Source organism: Emcibacter sp. SYSU 3D8 (assembly GCF_039655875.1).
GTDB lineage: Bacteria > Pseudomonadota > Alphaproteobacteria > SMXS01 > SMXS01 > RI-34.
In genome coordinates, this window is sequence record NZ_JBBYXK010000005.1 from 263,325 (window position 1) to 281,702 (window position 18,378).

Annotated in this window: 17 protein-coding genes and 2 pseudogenes; 9 read left to right on the top strand and 10 right to left on the bottom strand. The window is 61.9% G+C overall.

The window, feature by feature from the left end; translation table 11 throughout:
* Nucleotides 1-18: 18 nt before the first annotated feature.
* Together WJU21_RS17280 and WJU21_RS17285 are read right to left on the bottom strand one after the other, a co-directional pair.
* The gene (locus WJU21_RS17280; protein ID WP_346324713.1) at nt 19-1,659 is read right to left on the bottom strand and encodes an alkaline phosphatase family protein; all 1,641 of its coding nucleotides are present in this window, start codon (nt 1,657-1,659) and stop codon (nt 19-21) included.
* 37 nt (nt 1,660-1,696) lie between these two features.
* Nucleotides 1,697-3,526, bottom strand: coding sequence for an acetate--CoA ligase family protein (locus WJU21_RS17285; RefSeq protein WP_346324714.1), 1,830 nt, complete (start codon nt 3,524-3,526; stop codon nt 1,697-1,699).
* A gap of 419 nt (nt 3,527-3,945) precedes the next feature.
* Here WJU21_RS17285 and WJU21_RS17290 point away from each other — a divergent pair, with 419 nt between their 5' ends.
* The 4 genes from WJU21_RS17290 to WJU21_RS17305 are packed head-to-tail and all read left to right on the top strand — an operon-like array spanning nt 3,946 to nt 8,218.
* Complete coding sequence (locus tag WJU21_RS17290; RefSeq protein WP_346324715.1) at nt 3,946-4,935, top strand: radical SAM protein; 990 nt, start codon at nt 3,946-3,948, stop codon at nt 4,933-4,935.
* An 11-nt stretch (nt 4,936-4,946) separates the two neighbouring features.
* Nucleotides 4,947-5,996 carry a methyltransferase domain-containing protein gene (locus tag WJU21_RS17295; RefSeq protein ID WP_346324716.1) on the top strand — a complete coding sequence of 350 codons (1,050 nt, stop codon included), beginning with the start codon at nt 4,947-4,949 and terminating at the stop codon, nt 5,994-5,996.
* Between the two features lie 48 nt (nt 5,997-6,044).
* The gene (locus WJU21_RS17300; protein WP_346324717.1) at nt 6,045-6,794 is read left to right on the top strand and encodes a VTT domain-containing protein; all 750 of its coding nucleotides are present in this window, start codon (nt 6,045-6,047) and stop codon (nt 6,792-6,794) included.
* Nucleotides 6,791-8,218, top strand: coding sequence for an FAD-dependent oxidoreductase (locus tag WJU21_RS17305; protein ID WP_346324718.1), 1,428 nt, complete (start codon nt 6,791-6,793; stop codon nt 8,216-8,218). Before WJU21_RS17300 ends, WJU21_RS17305 begins: the two co-directional genes overlap by 4 nt.
* Here WJU21_RS17305 and WJU21_RS17310 read toward each other — a convergent pair.
* The 4 genes from WJU21_RS17310 to WJU21_RS17325 are packed head-to-tail and all read right to left on the bottom strand — an operon-like array spanning nt 8,196 to nt 11,048.
* A complete protein-coding gene (locus WJU21_RS17310; protein ID WP_346324719.1) occupies nt 8,196-8,768 on the bottom strand; it encodes a peroxidase-related enzyme in 573 nt (190 codons plus the stop codon). The genes WJU21_RS17305 and WJU21_RS17310 overlap by 23 nt on opposite strands.
* Nucleotides 8,769-8,797: 29 nt before the next feature.
* Nucleotides 8,798-9,640 carry a sterol desaturase family protein gene (locus WJU21_RS17315; protein ID WP_346324720.1) on the bottom strand — a complete coding sequence of 281 codons (843 nt, stop codon included), beginning with the start codon at nt 9,638-9,640 and terminating at the stop codon, nt 8,798-8,800.
* Nucleotides 9,641-9,688: 48 nt separating this feature from the next.
* Nucleotides 9,689-10,306: a TIGR04282 family arsenosugar biosynthesis glycosyltransferase gene (locus tag WJU21_RS17320; RefSeq protein ID WP_346324721.1), complete on the bottom strand. Its 618-nt coding sequence runs from the start codon at nt 10,304-10,306 to the stop codon at nt 9,689-9,691.
* Entirely contained in the window at nt 10,296-11,048 is a 753-nt protein-coding gene (locus tag WJU21_RS17325; RefSeq protein WP_346324722.1) for a TIGR04283 family arsenosugar biosynthesis glycosyltransferase, read from the bottom strand. Before WJU21_RS17325 ends, WJU21_RS17320 begins: the two co-directional genes overlap by 11 nt.
* Before the next feature lie 162 nt (nt 11,049-11,210).
* Between WJU21_RS17325 and WJU21_RS17330 the strand changes: the two genes are divergently transcribed.
* Nucleotides 11,211-11,498 (top strand): hypothetical protein, encoded by a 288-nt coding sequence (locus WJU21_RS17330; RefSeq protein WP_346324723.1) that lies wholly within the window; start codon nt 11,211-11,213, stop codon nt 11,496-11,498.
* A gap of 312 nt (nt 11,499-11,810) precedes the next feature.
* Here WJU21_RS17330 and nhaA read toward each other — a convergent pair whose 3' ends face one another.
* A complete protein-coding gene (gene nhaA, locus WJU21_RS17335; RefSeq protein ID WP_346324724.1) occupies nt 11,811-13,166 on the bottom strand; it encodes a Na+/H+ antiporter NhaA in 1,356 nt (451 codons plus the stop codon).
* Between the two features lie 570 nt (nt 13,167-13,736).
* On the opposite strand from nhaA, the gene WJU21_RS17340 reads away from it, so the two are divergent.
* On the top strand, nt 13,737-14,111 hold the full coding sequence (locus WJU21_RS17340) for a hypothetical protein (RefSeq protein ID WP_346324725.1): 375 nt from the start codon (nt 13,737-13,739) through the stop codon (nt 14,109-14,111).
* A 138-nt stretch (nt 14,112-14,249) separates the two neighbouring features.
* On the opposite strand, the gene WJU21_RS17345 is transcribed toward WJU21_RS17340, so the two are convergent.
* Nucleotides 14,250-14,804 (bottom strand): hypothetical protein, encoded by a 555-nt coding sequence (locus WJU21_RS17345; protein ID WP_346324726.1) that lies wholly within the window; start codon nt 14,802-14,804, stop codon nt 14,250-14,252.
* 488 nt (nt 14,805-15,292) lie between these two features.
* On the opposite strand from WJU21_RS17345, the gene WJU21_RS17350 reads away from it, so the two are divergent.
* Nucleotides 15,293-15,994 (top strand): sulfotransferase family protein, encoded by a 702-nt coding sequence (locus tag WJU21_RS17350; RefSeq protein ID WP_346324727.1) that lies wholly within the window; start codon nt 15,293-15,295, stop codon nt 15,992-15,994.
* An 84-nt stretch (nt 15,995-16,078) separates the two neighbouring features.
* On the top strand, nt 16,079-16,393 hold the full coding sequence (locus WJU21_RS17355) for a hypothetical protein (protein ID WP_346324728.1): 315 nt from the start codon (nt 16,079-16,081) through the stop codon (nt 16,391-16,393).
* 87 nt (nt 16,394-16,480) lie between these two features.
* On the opposite strand, the gene WJU21_RS17360 is transcribed toward WJU21_RS17355, so the two are convergent.
* Nucleotides 16,481-17,377, bottom strand: coding sequence for an alpha/beta hydrolase (locus WJU21_RS17360; RefSeq protein ID WP_346324729.1), 897 nt, complete (start codon nt 17,375-17,377; stop codon nt 16,481-16,483).
* 327 nt (nt 17,378-17,704) lie between these two features.
* Nucleotides 17,705-17,854: pseudogene (locus WJU21_RS17365) on the bottom strand (IS3 family transposase); the annotation flags it as partial.
* 232 nt (nt 17,855-18,086) lie between these two features.
* On the opposite strand from WJU21_RS17365, the pseudogene WJU21_RS17370 reads away from it, so the two are divergent.
* A pseudogene (locus tag WJU21_RS17370) lies at nt 18,087-18,378 on the top strand (TonB-dependent receptor); the annotation flags it as partial.

Consider the following 18,378-nt stretch of genomic DNA (forward strand, 5'->3'; position numbering starts at 1 on the left):
CCGATTGTGGCCGGTCTGTCAGGGAAGTTGCGACACGCCATCGAAGTGGGCAGGTAAGTCCAGCCCCAGCAGCGTCAGGATCGTGGCCGGAATATCCTCCAGTTGCGCCGTTCTGGGCGATTGCCCCGCCGGCACGCCCGGTCCGCTCACATAAAGCACATTTTTCGAGGGACAGTCATGGGCTTGATGACCGCCGCTGCGAAAATAGGGAATCGGGCCGATGCGCCCGACATGCGGCGAGTCCACGACGTCCACCGGACCGTCTTCGGCAAAGACCACGATCAGGTCGGCCGGTGGCTTTTTAGGATCGTCATCGAAGGGCGTCTGCCGAACCCGGATGACGTCGCGCACCATCGGCTTGCCGGTGCGCGCATTCACCATCGTCGAAATCGCGGCGGTCAGTTGATCGCACACGTCGCCGAAATCCGCCTCGCTGACGATGCCTTGCGTCTCGCGCCCCTGAACATTGATTCGGACATAGCCATCGGCGAGGCTGGGAAACGCAAAGGCGCGCATGGCGGGCCACATTGGCGCGTACCAGTTGGCCGGGCACCAGTTCATCGAATCTTCGCGGGCTTCCTGAACAGCAGGAGATTCCAGTTCGCGCGCGCCCCAGGGGGTATGAAGGTTCCACATCTCGTGCTTCCAGTGAGCCGCATAATCCAGGCGCGGCGGAGGAACGGGCTCACCGTAAACGCCTTCCGCCAGCGCCGCCTTGCCCGGAAAGTTCCAGCGATAGAGGAATTCCGGGAGAAGGACCCCCCGCGCATTTTCCAGGGAGTCGGGCACCATCTCGTCGATCGTGTAGAACACGACGAAGACCGTATCGTCGACATCATCCAGCAATCGGCCGATCGAGCGATCCACACTCTGATAGAGATCCAGCAGCGGATCCTCCGCCCCCTCTCGAACGCTGTTCAGGGGATGCGGCTGGCTCAGGTGCCACAGCGCATGCCCACCCGTATGCGTTTCCGAAAACAAGGTTGTGAAAAGCTCCCAGCTTTCGCCGTTGAGCAGGTCCAGGCACGCCGCCGTGCGGCGATCCACGGACCGCATCAATACCTGCGCGTACTCCCGCAGAACGTCGGCCTCGTACATACTGGGCACGGTATGGGAGATGCCCTGCCGATGTGACAGCTGGTTGGTAATGGTGTGAGCACCGGTCAGTTTCGGATCAGGCCCATAGCGCTCGAGCAGATCCTGCAGCAGTTCTGGTGGGTCGGACTGGGCATAGCACTCGTTGAGGTCGCTCGCCCATCCCGAAACCTGGCTGCCCTTCACACCCCCCACTATCGGCGCCGTCAGATCAAAAGCCACAACCCGGCATTGATCGCCAAGGGCATAAAATATCGGCGCCTGAATCCAGTCGAAGATCGAGGCTTCATTGAACTGGTAGGTCTGAGCGTCCCAATTGTCGAGCCAGTGATTCCAACGTTCCCGGCTTTGTCCGGTCAACATGGGAATCCAGCAATGTTCGTTGCTGAACCGCTTGACCGACTGGACATCCACCGCCGTGCTGCGGTTCTGAAGCCGTTGCAGGTTGGGCAGCCTGCCCTCGCCGATCCAGCGCAACAGCAGGTCGTGATTTGGCGAGTCCAGACCAATCGCCATCACCCTGCGCGGGCGCTCCGAGGCTGCAATGTCAGTATTGTCCGGCATGCACTGTACCTTGGTCCTTCGGGGCTGGCGCCCTTCTCTATGAGGTTCTGTTCGATATGGAAGAACGGGACGTCGCGCTGCTGCCCCTTATCATATCCACCATTTTTTTCAGCATGGCCTGCTCCTGAGCATTAGCCCTTTGGTGCCCCATTATCGTCGCCTTTTCAAAACGATCGGCTGGCAGACCATTCTGCATAATGTCTCCCGCCGTCATGACGCATAAGGCCGCGCTGAGAGTCGGGTTACAAAGCAAAATCCGGGCTGAGTCAAAGCCAGTATGCGCAACGTTGGTCAACTGCCGTCCATTGATCCAGATTCCGCTCGGCATGGAAACGCCGTTGCAATTAGCCGCCTGCGCGAGCCGCAACGCCTGTTCCCTGGTCGGAAAATCCGTCTCGTCCAGACATATGAGGAGGTGAAGCGGCACACGGCCCGTCTCTCCCACCAGTTCACGGAGAATGGTCTGAAACACTTCCGGCGCATAGTCTACGCCAATCTGGGGTTGCGCGTTCATCTCCACGATCACCGCCCCAGTCTCCATCCAGGACCGGGAGAGATCCGGAATGATGAGGTCGACGCCGGACACATCCAGACACATGACTTCCGTCGCACGGATGGCGAGATCGAGATTATCCGGGTGGGCGTCAGCGATGGGGATGAGCATCTGGGAGCCGCCGGCAGATATATTGCTCTTGCGGCGCAGCGGGATGGCCTCGCCCGCGGCCGGTATGCTTTGCGGCGAAAGGCCGCGTTCGGCCAGAAGGCTCATGGCCTCGCTGTCGAAGTCGACCAGCATCTTGCCGGTCTGCCGCAGCTTCTTCTGAAACCGCGGAGTCTGCTGCTCGATGCTCAGCAATTCAGCGATCGTGAGAGAACCATCGCCAACCACGCCGCCGGGGTGGCGCAGCAGTATCTTGACGACCCGCCCGCGAAACACGGTCAGGCGGTAATCGTTTCCCTCGCAATGCTTCTCGACGAGAATAAGCTTCGAATGGTTGCGCGCCGCCACATAAGCGGCCGTCACGGCCGCATCGTCCCTCAGTCCGGCTTCGACACCCCTGCCCTGCTCCTGATCGTCCGGCTTGATCACCACCGGATAGCCGAGCTTGTTTGCCAGTTCCACGGCCTGTTCTGCATTGGTCGCGGCAGCATGTTGCGGCGTGGGCAGCCCGTGCTGACGCAGGAGATGGGCCGTTTTGCTCTTGCTGTGGGAAATCTTCACCCCGAGCGCCGGAGTCCGGTCAGTCAGTGTGCTTTCCAGCAGGCGGCCGTGAGTCCCGAGACCGAACCGGAAGGTTCCGGCCAATATTGGACTGGCAGGCATGTCCATGCGATGGGCCGCGGTCAGCAAATGGTAATTGTTGCTGCCTCCGGCCGCGTATTGCTGCAGCTTGTCGAGAAGCCGGTCGAACTTCTCCCGGATTTGAGCCGTATCGCCCGCAGGCCGGTCAGGCACGGCGAGCATATCGTTCAGGGCGCCTTGCACCCAGGCGAGCGCCGCGACCGTGGCCGCCGGCACATGATAGGGAACCGCCACCAGAAAGCTGCGGCCGTTTTCCGGCGCCGGCGCCAGCGGCATAACGCAAGCCGATTCAAATACGGGAATCTTCTGCTGGCGCTGCACAGCCGCATGCCAGTGCAGCAAGCGGTGAAGCGCCCCGCCCGCCGGGTCCGGCGTCGTTTCCAGGGTCGCGGGGGTCTCTTCGAAGAACGGCGCCATGGCCTGGTCCATGGCGGCAAAATCGTAGCCACCGGGAATCGTGACATCGAACTCGCACAGCAGGACCGGCTGGCGCAGACCGTATGCGTAGCCTCTCAGCGTACGCGCCTTCGAGCGCAAGTGAATGCCAATACGCGCCAGGGTCATGGCACTGCCGGTTGCGGATCGTTGACTGGATGGGATGGCTGGCACGGCTGATCAGGGGTTCTGGGGCTTCATCACGAATGCCGCCATGTCTGGGGGTGGCGGCCGCCGGTGCGGCTTCGCGCTCAGTCTGGCGCGCAGAGCAGGCGTTGAACAGTGCTTACTGGCCAGTTTCCGACAGGAAGCGGCAGTTTTCCGGATGACGGCCCGTTCAGTGCCGCCATGTGGCAGAACCTGTCCGCAATAAATGCAGCCCATGAGGTCGGCCGTGCGAGCCTCTCCTGGCATCGGGCGGACCAGACCGATCCACACGCAATGGCCGGAAGCACGCGAAGGTAACTTTCTCGACCATTGAAGCGAATAGGAATTCAATGGCGCTACAATACCGCACGCAGATTCACTGCGGCGCCGAAGGAACCGACATGCCTCGCCGGAAATCAGCCACCACGGGTTCATTCGCGGACGTAATCGGCATTCAGGGAAAATTTGCCGATCCGGACTGGACCGCCGCGGGAGTGCCTCGGGCGGTCGTCGCCCCCAGAACATTGCAAACCCTGTGGTTCAACACCGGCACACGCTGCAATCTGGCCTGCCGAGGCTGCTATATCGAATCGAGTCCCCGGAACGATCGTCTGTCATACCTGACCCGGGACGAGGTTCGACCCTTTCTCCAGGAGGCCGAGCGCAGTTTTGAAGGCCTGGCCGAGATCGGGTTCACAGGCGGCGAGCCGTTCTTGAACCCGGAAATCATCGGCATGCTCCAGGATGCCATGGCAGCAGGCTATCGCGGTCTGGCGCTGACCAATGCCATGGCGCCACTGAAGAAACATCGCGCCGCATTGCAGGCCCTCAACGCGCAATTTACCGGGCAACTCGCCCTGCGTGTTTCGCTGGACCATTTCATCGAGGACGGCCACGAAGAGGTGCGCGGACCGGGTTCCTGGCAGCCTGCGCTGGAGGGTCTCAAGTGGCTCTCGGACGAGTCCTTCGACATCTCGGTCGCCTCCAGAACCATTCCTGGACTGGACGAGACGAAGACCCGGCTGGGTTTTGAAGCGCTGTTCCTGAAACACCGGATTGACGTCGACGCGCACAACCCGGCGCGCCTGGTGATTTTCCCGGAGATGGACGAAAGCGAAGATGTTCCCGAGATTTCCCAGCAATGCTGGAGCATTCTGGCAAGGGATCCCGGCGACGTGATGTGCGCCACGTCGCGCATGGTGGTCAAACGCAAGGGCGGCGAACGGCCCGTCGTCGTCTCGTGCACCCTGCTGCCCTACGACAAGCGGTTCGAGATGGGCCACACCCTGGCGGACGCAAACCGCCCGGTCCGGCTCAACCATCCCTATTGCGCCAAATTCTGTGTTCTCGGCGGCGCCTCCTGCAGCCAATCGGCGGCAATACCAGCTTGAAAGGGCCGGTTATGACCATGCACCAGCAATCACTGGATATCGTCCAGCGCTACTACGGCGAAGTCCTCAAATCATCCGCCGACCTCCAGACCTCGGCCTGCTGCGTGGCGGAAGCGCCCGCCGCCTATATCGCCGAGGCGCTGAAGAACGTGCATGACGAGGTACAGGCGCGGTTCTACGGCTGCGGATCGCCCATCCCGGCCGGCCTCGCCGGCGCCCATGTCCTTGACCTGGGCTGCGGCGCCGGGCGCGACTGCTATGTGCTGTCGCAGCTGGTCGGGCCCGGAGGCCGGGTGATCGGGGTCGACATGACCGAGGCACAGCTTGCGGTCGCGCGCGAGTACCTCGAATACCACGCCAGCCGGTTCGGCTACGCCAATGTCGAGTTTCGCCGCGGCTATATCGAGGACCTCTCGACCGCGGACATCCCGGACAACAGCATCGACGTCGTCATCTCCAATTGCGTCATCAACCTGTCGCCCGACAAGGAGCGCGTGTTCCGCGAAATCTTCCGCGTCCTGAAGCCGGGCGGCGAGCTCCATTTCGCCGACGTCTTCGCCGACCGGCGCCTTCCGGCCGATCTGGCCGCCGATCCGGTGCTCGTCGGCGAATGCCTTGGCGGCGCGCTCTATTGGGAGGATTTCAGGCGGCTTCTGGCCCGGGCCGGGTGCCACGACGTGCGAACGGTCAGCCGCCGGCGGCTCGAGATCAACAATCCCGAAATCGAACAGCGCGTCGGGCTGGTCCAGTTTCACTCGGTGGTCGTCCGGGCGTTCAAGCTGGAACTCGAGGACCGCTGCGAGGATTTCGGCCAGGCCGTGATCTATCGCGGCACCATGGCAGAATTGCCCCACGCCTTCGATCTGGACGACCATCACCGGTTCGCCACAGGCAAGATCATGACGGTTTGCGGCAATACCGCGGACATGATCTCCAGAACCCGTTACGCGCCGCATTTTCAGGTTATCGGCGACAAATCGACGCATTATGGATTGTACGATTGCGGCCCTGCGCCAGCCGGCGCACTGGAAGGCGGCGATGCATTCCCGTCCTGCTGCTGAAGTGGCGGCACCCATCTTCGGGCGGGCGATCACAGCCGGGGCCTTGCGATGACCGGTCGCCCTGAACCGGGCGCGGCGCAGCGTGGCCGGCGATGGAGCCGCCTGCTGCTCCTTCCCGTCCTGATCGGCTGCACCGCGGCTGCGGTCTGGGTGTTCGACCTTGGCCACTATCTGAGTTTTGCCAGTCTGGCGGACAATCACGCCTGGCTGCGCCAGCAGGTCGCGGAGAACCTCCTGGGCGCCGCCGCCGCCTTCACACTCGTCTATGCGGTGGTCGCGGCCTTGTCGCTGCCGGGAGCCGCGATCATGACGATGGCGGCGGGCTTGCTGTTCGGTCCGTTCCTCGGCGCGGCCCTGGCCGTCGCCGGCGCGAGCGCGGGCGCGACCCTGCTATTCCTGATCGCGAGAACCAGCCTGGGCGAGCTGCTGCGCGGCCGGGCCGAGGGCACCCTTGCCCGGCTCAGGGACGGGTTCCGCAAGGACGCCTTCAACTACCTGCTTTTCCTGAGGCTGGTGCCGCTGTTTCCGTTCTGGCTGATCAATCTGGTCGCCGCCTTCCTCGACATCAGGCTGCGCACATTCGTCCTGGGAACCGTCATCGGCATCATTCCCGGCGCCGCGATATATGCCGGCGTGGGTAACGGCATCGGCAGCATTCTGGAAAGCGGCCAGACGCCGGATGCCGACATCATCCTGTCGTCGCCCGTCCTGATCCCCCTCCTGGCCCTCGCCGCCCTGTCGCTCGTGCCGATCATCTATCGGCGAATGCGGCGCGCACCCGAAGAGACGACACGATGACCACGGACATCGCCTGCGACCTTTGCATCATCGGCGCCGGATCGGCCGGATTGTCCGTTGCCGCCGGCGCCGCCCAACTGGGCGCGCGCACCGTCCTATTCGAGCGGGGCGAGATGGGCGGCGATTGCCTCAACACGGGCTGCGTCCCCTCGAAGGCGCTGCTTGCGGCGGCCCATGCGGCCAGCAGCATCACGCAGGCACGCCGGTTCGGCGTCACAGCGCCCGAGCCGGACATCGATTTCGGCGCGGTGATGCGCCACGTGCGCGGCGTCATCGCGGCCATTGCACCGCATGATTCCGTCGCCCGGTTCGAGGGACTGGGCGTCCGCGTCATCAAGGCGCAGGCCCGCTTTACCGGACCGAAACACGTCATCGGCGGCGGCATCCGCGTGCGCGCCCGGCGCTTTGTCATCGCGACGGGGTCGAGGGCCGTCATACCGCCGATCCCCGGCATCGAGGACATCGACACGCTGACCAACGAGACGATATTTTCGCTGGAGACACGGCCCGAGCATCTGCTGGTTCTCGGCGGCGGCCCGGTCGGCGTGGAAATGGCGCAGGCATTTCGCCGGCTGGGTAGCCGAGTGACGATTTTCGAAGCCGCCCGGCTGCTGGGCAAGGATGACGCCGAATTCGTCGACATCCTGCGCCGGCAACTGGCCGGCGAGGGTATCGCCATCCGGGAAGGCGTGAACATCGCGCGGATCGGCAAAGCAGATGGCGGTGTCGGCGTTACCCTCGGCGACGCCGGAGAAACCGTGACCGGCAGCCACCTGCTGGTGGCCGCAGGCCGCCGCCCGGGCATCGACGGACTGGATCTGGCCCGGGCCGGTGTCGAGGCCACCGCCAAAGGCATCATTGTCGATGCCCGGCTTCGCACCTCCAACAGGCGGATCTATGCGCTGGGCGACGTTGCCGGTGGCCCCCAGTTCACCCATGTCGCCGGCTATCAGGCCGGGATCGTCATCCGCAACGCGCTGTTCCGGATTCCCGCCAGAGTGAAGTATCGCGCCCTGCCCTGGGTGACCTACACCAGCCCGGAACTGGCCCATGTGGGCATGACCGGCGCCGAGGCGCAAAAGCGCTTTGGCGCGCGGCTGCAAGTGACCAGGGCAGACTTTACCGGCAATGACAGGGCGCAGGCCGAGCGAGACACGGTCGGCGGCATCAAGGTGCTGACCCAGCCCAACGGCACAATCCTGGGTGTCAGCATATTGGGGGCGCATGCGGGCGAACTCAGCCATGTCTGGGCGCTGGCAATTGCCCGAGGACTGAAGCTGAGCGCACTGACCGGCACCATGTTTCCCTACCCGACCCTGGGAGAGATCAACGCAAGGGCAGCGAGCGCCTTCTACGCGCCCCGTCTGTTCAGCGCGTGGCCCAGGCGTCTCGTGCGGTTGCTCACCCGATCCTGGCTCCCCTGACCTTTTGCGCCTGCCTGACAAGCCCGGAATAATCGAGCGCCCTGATCCCTTCCTCGCCTGCGCGATCGGGCGAGCGGGTTTGTGCCGGCTGGATTCCCAGGCCATCCACCAGCCGGTTCATGAAATTGAACATGGCGCAGACGGCAATGGCATCGTGCAGCGCCTTGCCGTCCCAGCCGGCCGTGAACACCGCATCCGCATCCGCCTGGGTCATCTTCGCCGGCTCGAGGGTGAGCTTGCGGACATAGTGAAGTATCGGTTTCATGGCCGCCGCGGCATCCGACGCGTCGATATCCTCGAGCAGGCTGGCGACCAGCCCTTCTTCGACGCCCAGCGCCTCGGCCATGAAGACATGCCCGCCATGGCAGTACCGGCATGCATTCAGCCCGGATGTATAGGCCGCTATGATCTCGCGCTCACGCGCCGTGAGCGGTGATGGACCGCGCATGACCGCGTCCTGAACCTTCATCCAGGGTTCGTACACCTCCGGATAGGCGGTGTAGACGTCGATCGGATCGGCATCGGCCGGATACGAGTTGATAAACGGCATAGGTATCTCCTGGTGCAGACAATCCGTACCTATTCATCCGTGCCGCGCGACCCGATCGGATATGCGCCCGTGCCCGTCCGGAAGGGCTGTGCCAGCATCCTGTCGACGCGAAGCTGCGCCGCGTCGCGGAAGACATCCAGGCCGATGATCATGCCTTCATGGCCGTCGCGCGGCTGAGCCCGATAGGTACCGAGCAACCGGTCCCACCATGGCAGATTGAAACCGAAATTGCTGTTCGTCTCATCGGGATGAATCGAGTGATGGACGCGGTGCATGTCCGGCGTGACGACCAGCCAGCGCAGCATCCGGTCCAGCATGCCCGGCAGCCGCACATTGCCGTGGTTGAACATGGATGTGGCGTTGAGCACGACCTCGAAAATCACCACGGCCACGGCCGGCGGCCCGAGCGCCGCGACGGCGGCAAGCTTGATCGCCATGGACAGCAGGATTTCGAGCGGATGAAACCGCGCGCCGGTGGTCACATCGAAGTCGATGTCGCTGTGATGCATGCGATGCAGTCGCCACAGCGCGGGAATCGCGTGAAACATCACGTGCTGCAGATAGATCACCAGATCCAGCACCAGCACCGCGACAATGATCCGGACGACTTCCGGCACGGCGGCGTTATTGAGCAATCCCCAGCCCCGTTGCTCGGCCGTCACAGCCAGTCCTAAGGCGGCGACCGGGATCAGCAGCCGCAGCAGGAGCGTGTTGAGCGCCGCGATTCCCAGATTGTTCGGCCAGCGCTTCAACCGCGGCACGAGGCGTGCGCGCCGGGGACCGACAGCCTCCCAACCTGCCATGGCGGCCAGAATACCGAGAAACGCCGACAACCGGATGGCCGGCTCGTGCATCAGGATGAAATCCGTCATTTGGCTCCCCGCGCGCCGCATCCCCGCGGCCGGCACGCTCCACCGCGCCTACAGCAGGCCTTCCGCAACCGCGCGATCATAGTCTTCCGGCCGGTCAATATCCCACAATGTCTCGCGCTCGACGACGCTCAGCCCGGCCGACCTCATCCGTTCCCGGGTCAGCGCCATGATAGCCGATGTGCTCCAGGGCATTGCCGTGAACAGGCCGGGCGCCGGCGCCCGCAGGCCGATCAGGATATAGCCGCCATCCTCGACGGGCACGACCACCGCGTCCGCACCGCGGCGCAGTGCATCGGCGCAGCCGACCAGATGCGCGGGCGTGATCACCGCGCAATCGGTGCCCATCAGCAGCATCGGGCCCTCTGGCGTCAACACATCGAACGCATGCGCCATCCTTGCCCCCAGGTCATCCCCCATCTGCGGATGCAGCGTCAGGGGAAACGCCGCGCTCAGGTCCTCGAAGGAGGCGTGTTCCACCGAGGGCGCACACCATAGCGAGACCGGCCCCACATCGGCGGCACAGGCCACGCGCACCGCCTTTTCGATCAGCCGCCGCTGGACCTGTGCGGCGCCCCTCGCGCCAAGCCTCGGTGCAAGGCGCGTCTTGGCGAAACCCTCGACAGGCGCCTTGGCGAATATGGCGATGCCCACCGGCTCAGCGCTCATCGGGTACATAGCCATAGCGCCTCGCGAGTTCCTGCGGATCGACGCCGCGAAAATGGGCCAGCCGCAACGACCACATCAGCCAGATCGTGCGCCAGACGCCGTGCTTCTGCCAGCGCCGGGCTGAGGCCGATACCGTCTGGCGCAGGCATGCAGGCCGGCTGATCCGCCGCAGCGCCTTGCTGATCTCGATATCCTCCATCAACGGCATGTCCCGATAACCGCCGATCGCCGCGAACGCGGATTGCCGGACGAAAATGGCCTGGTCGCCGGTCGCGATCCCGGTCAGGCGCGAGCGCCAGTTCATCATGAACGCGACGAGCGCAAGCAGAGGCGTGCGCGGTTCCATGCGGACATCGAAGCGTCCCCAGACCCGCGCCGGATCGGCAAAGGCACGGTCGATCAACCTGTCCGCATCGGGTGGCAGGCTTGTGTCCGCATGCAGGAACAACAGGACCGAACCCGAGGCCAGTGCCGCACCGGCATTCATCTGGGAGGCACGCCCGCGCGGCGCGACCGCCACGCGGTCCGCCAGCGCCCCGATGGCGGCGAGGGTCCTGTCCGTGCTGCCACCGTCCATGACGATGATTTCCGCGCCCCGTTCCCGCAGGGGCGAGAGCTGCGCCAGGTGCCCGCCGATGGCGACCGCTTCGTTCAGCACCGGAACAATGACCGACAGCTTCCCCGTCATGGATGCATCGTAGCCGCTGAGCGGTCCAATGTCCGCTGCGGCGCCCGGCTGCATGGGATTTTTCGGCCTGCAAGCCGTGCGAGGAACCGTATTCTCGCCGCGCCGGTGTCGATTGGCCATTGCGGAACCGGCCGGCAGGCTTCTAGCGTAGGCGTTCCCAACAATCCGACATTGGAGCGCCTGATGAGACATGTGGATTTTCTTCAAGTGGCAGCCATGGCTGGAGGGATTTTTGTGTTTGGCGGTCAGGCAATGGCCGCCGATGTCGCGGCCGCACCATCCGCAGCCGCCAGCGTCGCGGCGCCCCGGTGCGACCAGAAGGGCGGCGGCGACTGTGACGACACCGACAAGGCGTGCTCGCCGGGCATCGACAACGACTGCGACGGCGCCGCCGACGACGATGCCGTCGCAAAGCCGGCCAGCACTGGCGCCGGCACGAAAAACCCTCTGCATGAGAGCAAGGGTCACGGCGGCGTCAATCCCCTTCACCAGGACGGGGAATAGTCGTCACCGGTTCCTGTCCGGCCGCGCGCCCCCAACCGCGTTAATGCGCCGTTCACATTCAGGGGCCTATACAGGCGTTGTCCGACGGTAGCCCCCCTCCCGTTGGACGGAAACAGCAGTAAACTCAGGGCCGTCAGAATTAGCTGGCGGCCCTTTGCTGTGTCCCGGCCCCGGCGCCGTCGCCTCCTGACGAACCGTAAAGCCGCCAACCGCCTGCGGGCCGGACGCCCCATCGAACAGTCTCCGCCAGACCAAGACCCGAGCAGCGCCAAAATGTTCTATCCGGCACTTCAGGGCGCGCCATTGCCGCGCCTACGAGACCTGTCCCTGTGCTTTTGTCGTGGCAGCCAGCCGGAGATACAATACGCCAAGCACCGCTGAAAGACCTGACGCGAACAGGATCGCGCTTTTTGCCACATGTAGATGCTCGGGGCGCCCCTCAAAGCCCAGCGCAGCGATGAAAGTGGACATGGTAAAGCCTATGCCTGCGATGAGAGAGACACCGATCACGTGCTTCAGATTTATGCCGTCGGGTAAGCTGCCAATCTTGTAGCGAATACTCAGCCAGCACGCACCGGAAATACCGGCACACTTCCCCACGACGAGCCCCATCGTAATGCCCATTCCAACGGGATGCCGGAGGCTGTCGATAAACGATTCCAGTTCAAAGGCCACGCCTGCATTGGTCAATGCAAACAGAGGCAGTATGAATAACGATACCGGAAAATACAGACTGTCCTCCCACCGGCGCAGCGGTGTACTGGCGCGTTCTGCGAAGTCTCTGACCTCAAGTACTTTTTCATGATCACGCCGGCTACCGAGAACATCCACCCCGTCGGGTTTTCTCTGCATCGAATTGATGATCGATTTGGCCTTCTCGAGCAATTTTACCGGCGCCAGCTTGGGTCTTGCCGGCACCGTCAGGGCGATGGCGACACCGGCCACCGTGGGATGAACGCCTGACTTGAGCATGGCCCACCATGCAGCCACGCCGATGAAAAAATAGAAAATTGGCCGGCGAACGCCAGCATAATTGGCCAGCGCCAATAGCATGATAAGTGAAAATGCAATGGCCAGGTACACGACATATATTTCTTGCGTATAGAATAGCGCAATGATCAGTATTGCACCGACATCGTCGACAATGGCGAGACCAACGATGAAAGCCAGAAGGCCATGCGGTATGTATTTTCTTACAACAGTAAGGACACCCAACGCAAAAGCCGCATCGGTTGCCATTGGGATGCCCCAGCCAATCTGGGAATCAAGCGTCCAATTGAACAGGGAATAAATCAGGGCGGGACAAACCATTCCGCCCACGGCGCAGACAATCAGCATGCGTCTATGATCGCGTCGGGCGAGTTCACCCGCTAATACTTCCCGCTTTATCTCGAGACCGAGCAGGAAGAAAAAAATCACCATCAATCCATCATTGATAATGTGTTTGAGTGACGCCTGAAACGCGAGATCTCCCAGAAAGAACCCGATCGGGGTGTGCGTCAAATCATGGTAGGCAGGCGCATAGGCCGAGTTTGCCCACCAGAGCGCTACCAGCGTGGCGATCAGCAGAAACAGACTGGCGGTGGTCTGGGCACGAACAAAATTCGAATATGGGCCGTGAATATTATCCACGCCCCGTTTCAGCAGATTTTTCAGCTCTGGATCCATCCTAACAGTGCGTAATGAGAAATATCGGGGCCAAGACAATAAGAGAACGGCAATCAAGCAAGCGCACCTTGAATGCCGAAAGACAGCACGCTACCGGAATACGCCCGTTGTCTTTGACTGTCTCATTGTCGATGGTCATGTGAATCGCCCTCTGGAGACGCGCACAGCCTGCGCAACGAGCCTGGAGAGACGGCTTCGGCCGCAATAGCCGGTCGGCTGATCCCTCCATGTCTTGTCTGGCCGGCGGAGCAAAAATGCACAGTCCGCATCGGTGCAACGGGCAGGTTTCTCATGCTCGGGTTTGAAACGAACGAAAAAAACGCGAGCGTTGTTCCCTAGGGTACTGACCGGGATCCGGCGCACGGAAGGCATGGCTCGCGGACGGTATCGACGTCGATCTGTTCCGGCCCGGGACGAACGATCCGATCCAACCCTTGTCGCACATGGCTGAGCAGGCAGACAGCAAAACCGCGCTTGCATCGGTTGTGACAAAAACTTGTCTCAATCATGGAACTTTTGGCTATTGCGTCGGTTCCGAAGATGCACCCAACCACAAACAGGAGACAGACCATGAACGTGTTCAAGCTCCGGGATTTGCTGTTGGTGGGCGCGTTTATAATTCCCTCCACATCGGCTCTTGCCCTTCCCGACGAACTCGCAGATTTTTACGCACCGCCGGGGACGTTCTACCTGCAGGATAGTTCTGACGTGGAATTGCTCGACTATTCGCGCGTTCGTGACGTTCGGGTCTGCGCGTCACGGAAGATGCCAAATGCCGTGGGGCCAGATCCAAAGCCGGTTGGCCTGACCATCAAGTATGACGGCCGTGAACGGACTGTCCGGCCCGGCAACTGCTTCATGTTCGAAGCCAAGAATATCAGCGTGACACCTGCCGACACGTTGCCGGATGGCATCATGCTGGAAGGGACCTACGACGTAAGGTAATCGGGGCTCAGAGAGCGCAACCCAGTTACTGCTGTGGGGGTAGTGGGCTCATTGCCGGTTGATCCAGCAGACCCCAATGGCCCACTTCCCAATTTGGCTTCACACGCTCTCGATTGCGCCTACGGGGCCCTTTGCAGCCTACGCATGCATTTCCCGAAAGTGTCTCCCGGCGCCATTTGCAAGTTTGGCGCGAGACCATTTTCGGCGGCGCTTGGGCGCGTCCGGTACGCGCTCTCCCTGAAAGGCGGCTTCAGTCTGTTCGAGCTTTTGCAGACCTGAAGCAAGCGCGGCGCCCCAGATTGCGTGCGCCGCCAACATGAGCAGGTTGCGCTCTAGCGGATGCCGGGTAGCTGGAGCGAGCAAGCGCACCGCCGGTATCCACCCGAGGTAGCTACCGGCCCAGACCGCCAATCCATAAGCGCCACCCACGACCGGCGACCGCTTTTTCGTCAAAAGGGGATACACCGCCCCCGTGATAGCGCCATAAGCGAAGTGCGCCGCCATCGTCACGGCCGCGAGCTTCCCCTTGCCACCATCGACGCCGGTGAGGTCGGCGGCGCGCTGTGTTGTTTCGCGTGGGGGCAATGGATATGCCTGGCGCCGGGGCAAAAACCTTTGCAGCTTCTGGATAGTGGCGGTCATGGCCATCGTCGCTGCCAGGCCGGCAAGACCACCATAAAGAATGCGGCGCATGGCTGGACTCAGGTCTTTCCGGGCTTTTGGTTTCCGTTGTCTCCGCGGCCTTTCTCGGCGCTGGCCTCGGCCTTCTGCCGGCGGTCCGTATCAATTGTCTCGCGCTTCGACATCGTCATCTCCCGGAGGTGTCTAGCTGCAACCGAGAGCGGTCTCGTTTGTTCCCCGAATGGGCAAATGAACCGGATGCCGAAAGGGAAAAATGCTCCCGGAACCGAGGACTACGCTGGACGCATCCTGGGCCTCAGCGGAACCCGGGTCTGACCACGGCCCGCTCCGAGGGCTGACATCGGACAGGCTGCTGCAGCAACTGCAATCGGGAATGACAATATCCGTGCCGCTGCTGTCCCGCATGCGGACGAATACCATCGCCGCAACGGTCATGTTTGCCGTAAAATATTATCGTTGCTACGGTAATCAAAGAGTCGCGCCTTCATGATGGTCATGCGTGATACAGGAAAATTTACAGATCCCAACGCGGCGCCGGCATGGCTTCTCTGGTAATGGACGCGGCGCTCTCATACTGGTTCAGAAAATTTCTCCCCACCGCGACACGTTTGCGCCTTGAAGAAGTGTTCGGCGCAGGCCTCTACCGCGGTTTTTCCGACCTGCACCGGGCAATTTTCATTCATATCCCCAAGACAGCCGGGGTCAGCCTGAAGCAGTCGCTCGGCGTCCGCGAAGAGACCGGACATGCCGACTACCGAACCTTCCAGATGGCGTCACCGGCAAAATGCAGGACGTATTTCAAGTTTGCGTTCGTAAGGAACCCATGGGGCCGATTGCTATCCGCCTACAGCTTCCTCGATGCCGGCGGCATTCCCAAATGGGATCTTTACTGGCGCGACAGGCTGCTTATGGGCGTGTCCAGTTTCGAGCAATTCGTGCTCGAGCGGCTTGAAACCCCTCTGGTCCAGGACGCGTTGCACTTTCGCCCGCAATACAGCTTCCTGAGCGATGACTCTGGCGCCGTCATGATGGATTACATCGGGCGCTTCGAAACCATCGATGCGGACTTTGCGCATGTCTGCGAACGGCTGGGCATCGCCGTCCCGCTTCGGCACATCAACAGGTCGGCACATTCCAGCTATCAGGACGTCTATACGCCGGCCATGCGCGACATGGTCTCGCGCGTCTATTCGCGAGACATCGAGCTGTTCGGTTACCAATTCAATGAGCCGACCCGCTAGAATCCCTGCACGCCGTCCATCCTCGACGCCTTCGAAGGTTACGCAGGACTACCCGAACGCGACGATCCGCGGCACGACCGGGAGGTGCTCGTCGCCGCCCGCGGCCACCGAAAGCGCATCAATATCTCAACCGTCCTCGCCGGCCAGAAACTCGGAATCAGGGAGGTCGACGGCGGCATCTGGATCGTCAGCTTCATGCGCCGCGATCTCGGATACATCGATCTGGAACAGAGACCATTGCAGACAATCGACAACCCGTTCGGCTCGAGGTTGTCACCCATGTCTCAGGTACGAACCGGTACCGGTGTCTCAGGTCCGCACAAAAAGGGGAATGGCGGAGGGAAAAGAACCGACATCGAACATTCTCTGGATCATAACCCGCTGTATCCTCGGGTCTAATGGGTGGGCCGAGAATTACCATGCCGGACGGTCCGCTCAATTCAAACCCACGCCATATGCTCCTGGCATGCCCGAAGGTTCTGGCATCTAGTACTCATGCTCAACGTCCTCGCGGATTGTTTCCGCCACCTCAATCGGCACCTCCATCGGCAAAAAGTGCGTCCGATCCGGATAATAGATTTCTCGGCCATTCCTGAATGCGCCAACGAGACCCGGCCAGGTGGGTGAGGAAGCAAAGTCATTCAAGCCTGCTCTCTCCGAGCGGTGCGCCCGGAGCAGCAGCACCGGCACCTCCAGGCGCGCGATGCTGTCGAAAACGCCGACATTGGTCCGGCTCGTCGTGTAGACGCTCGCCTCCATTTCAGGCGCGCAGGCTAGGTCGAATCCATCCCCTTTTTCGCCCGGGACAAGCCCATAGGTGCAATATTTCCAAAGCGTCGCTGGGGAAAACAGCGAGTATGGATGACGGCTCTGAAACCGGTCGTACATTTCCTGGGGAGACGCGAAGTGCCGTTTGCGCCTGGAGGCGGGATGCAATTCTCCGGGCTTCAGAAACGGCATGTGTCCCGTCTCGTAATCCGCCGGAGCGGGCACCATCGGATCGATAACCACCATGTGCCGAAAGCGGTCCTGACAAGTCGCTCCGCCATCAAGCAGCGCATGCGCGCCCATGGAATGACCGATGCCCACGAAATCGTCGAGGCCGAGCGCCGGAATGAGCCGGGCCTGATCCGCTCCCATGGTTCTCCAATGGCTGATCGGGCCGCCTGTACTGCGGCCGTGTCCACGCTGGTCGACGGCGATGCAATGGAACTCTCGCAGGTTTTCAATGACCTCGTCCCAAACCCGGCCATGAAAGCTGGTTCCGTGAACGAAGTAGAGGCTTGGCCCATCTCCCTTGAGGTGGGGCCGCCATTCCGCATAGGCGATTTCAATATCACCCAGGTCGATCGTCCTGAGCAGAGGAGCATCCGCGGACGACATCTAGCGCGCGACGCTTGATTGGGAAAACGCATTGCCCGTCTTCAACGCGCCAACAGGGTCAGCCGCGGCCGGAAAACTACCGCGGCCAAATGTCTTGAAGATTCGGATCCACTGCTCTGAAGCCAGCATGTGGCGACCGCGTCCGGTGACCTGTGGGCAACGCGTCAAAATGTCGCCTCCGTGTCCGCTGCTCATTATTAAAAGCTCCAAGTCACCGAGCCAGATGCTGATCACCCGATCCCGCGGGCGGCACACTTCAAACTGAGACACTACCCGAATTATACATTTGGTCTTGGCCTGCCCCTGAAGGGTGGTCCGGTTTCAATGTTAGTTCATGGTTGGCCTTTGTGCCAACGGTAGCACGCCTGGTGTAGCTGGTGCGGGTTGCGGAACCGGGTGCGAAGGGATGAAGGTCGCCGGCGCTGGGGGCCTGTACCCGAGCAAGCTGTGTGGTCGCACGGTGTTGAAGTGCCGACGCCGCTTCGATTGCTTCTGGAGCACCTTCAGCCCCTCCCGTTGCCAATCGCGCTCCATCCGCTTCCGACTGATCTGACAGTTGACGCCGCGCAGCAGTACCGGGGCGCAAATACGTCTGAGGGCATTGACGATTGAGACTTGCTTTTGGCGCCTCACGCATTTATGCGAATGCCTCTCAATAACGAAAGGAGGAATTCGCATGTGTGTTAAGGGGGCAATCGTCGGAGCTCTCGTGGCTTCCATCGTCAGCGCGGCGGCAATGGCCGAAGAGAACAAGGAAGTCTCCAAAAAGGGCGAGCGAGACCCCGAAGAGGTCGTGGTTTCGGCGCTACGGGTTCCGAAGCCGATCACAGCGATTCCCAATACCGTCAGGGTTCTTGATCGAGAGACGCTGGACACGCAGCTTGCGGTCAGTTCCAGTCTGTTGGACAGCCTGAGCTTTTCGATCCCGAGCTTTTCGCCTGGTCGCCAGAAGATGACCAGCACCGGCGAATCGATGCGTGGACGGACGCCGCTGTACATGG

Coding starts and splice junctions, on each gene's coding strand:
- WJU21_RS17345 (WP_346324726.1), bottom strand. CDS start 14,804: ATGCGCCGCATTCTTTATGGTGGTCTTGCCGGCCTGGCAGCGACGATG.
- WJU21_RS17285 (WP_346324714.1), bottom strand. CDS start 3,526: ATGACCCTGGCGCGTATTGGCATTCACTTGCGCTCGAAGGCGCGTACG.
- WJU21_RS17360 (WP_346324729.1), bottom strand. CDS start 17,377: ATGTCGTCCGCGGATGCTCCTCTGCTCAGGACGATCGACCTGGGTGAT.
- WJU21_RS17290 (WP_346324715.1), top strand. CDS start 3,946: ATGCCTCGCCGGAAATCAGCCACCACGGGTTCATTCGCGGACGTAATC.
- WJU21_RS17340 (WP_346324725.1), top strand. CDS start 13,737: ATGAACGTGTTCAAGCTCCGGGATTTGCTGTTGGTGGGCGCGTTTATA.
- WJU21_RS17280 (WP_346324713.1), bottom strand. CDS start 1,659: ATGCCGGACAATACTGACATTGCAGCCTCGGAGCGCCCGCGCAGGGTG.
- WJU21_RS17315 (WP_346324720.1), bottom strand. CDS start 9,640: ATGACGGATTTCATCCTGATGCACGAGCCGGCCATCCGGTTGTCGGCG.
- WJU21_RS17295 (WP_346324716.1), top strand. CDS start 4,947: ATGACCATGCACCAGCAATCACTGGATATCGTCCAGCGCTACTACGGC.
- nhaA (WP_346324724.1), bottom strand. CDS start 13,166: ATGGATCCAGAGCTGAAAAATCTGCTGAAACGGGGCGTGGATAATATT.
- WJU21_RS17330 (WP_346324723.1), top strand. CDS start 11,211: ATGGCTGGAGGGATTTTTGTGTTTGGCGGTCAGGCAATGGCCGCCGAT.
- WJU21_RS17325 (WP_346324722.1), bottom strand. CDS start 11,048: ATGCAGCCGGGCGCCGCAGCGGACATTGGACCGCTCAGCGGCTACGAT.
- WJU21_RS17300 (WP_346324717.1), top strand. CDS start 6,045: ATGACCGGTCGCCCTGAACCGGGCGCGGCGCAGCGTGGCCGGCGATGG.
- WJU21_RS17305 (WP_346324718.1), top strand. CDS start 6,791: ATGACCACGGACATCGCCTGCGACCTTTGCATCATCGGCGCCGGATCG.
- WJU21_RS17310 (WP_346324719.1), bottom strand. CDS start 8,768: ATGCCGTTTATCAACTCGTATCCGGCCGATGCCGATCCGATCGACGTC.
- WJU21_RS17320 (WP_346324721.1), bottom strand. CDS start 10,306: ATGAGCGCTGAGCCGGTGGGCATCGCCATATTCGCCAAGGCGCCTGTC.
- WJU21_RS17350 (WP_346324727.1), top strand. CDS start 15,293: ATGGCTTCTCTGGTAATGGACGCGGCGCTCTCATACTGGTTCAGAAAA.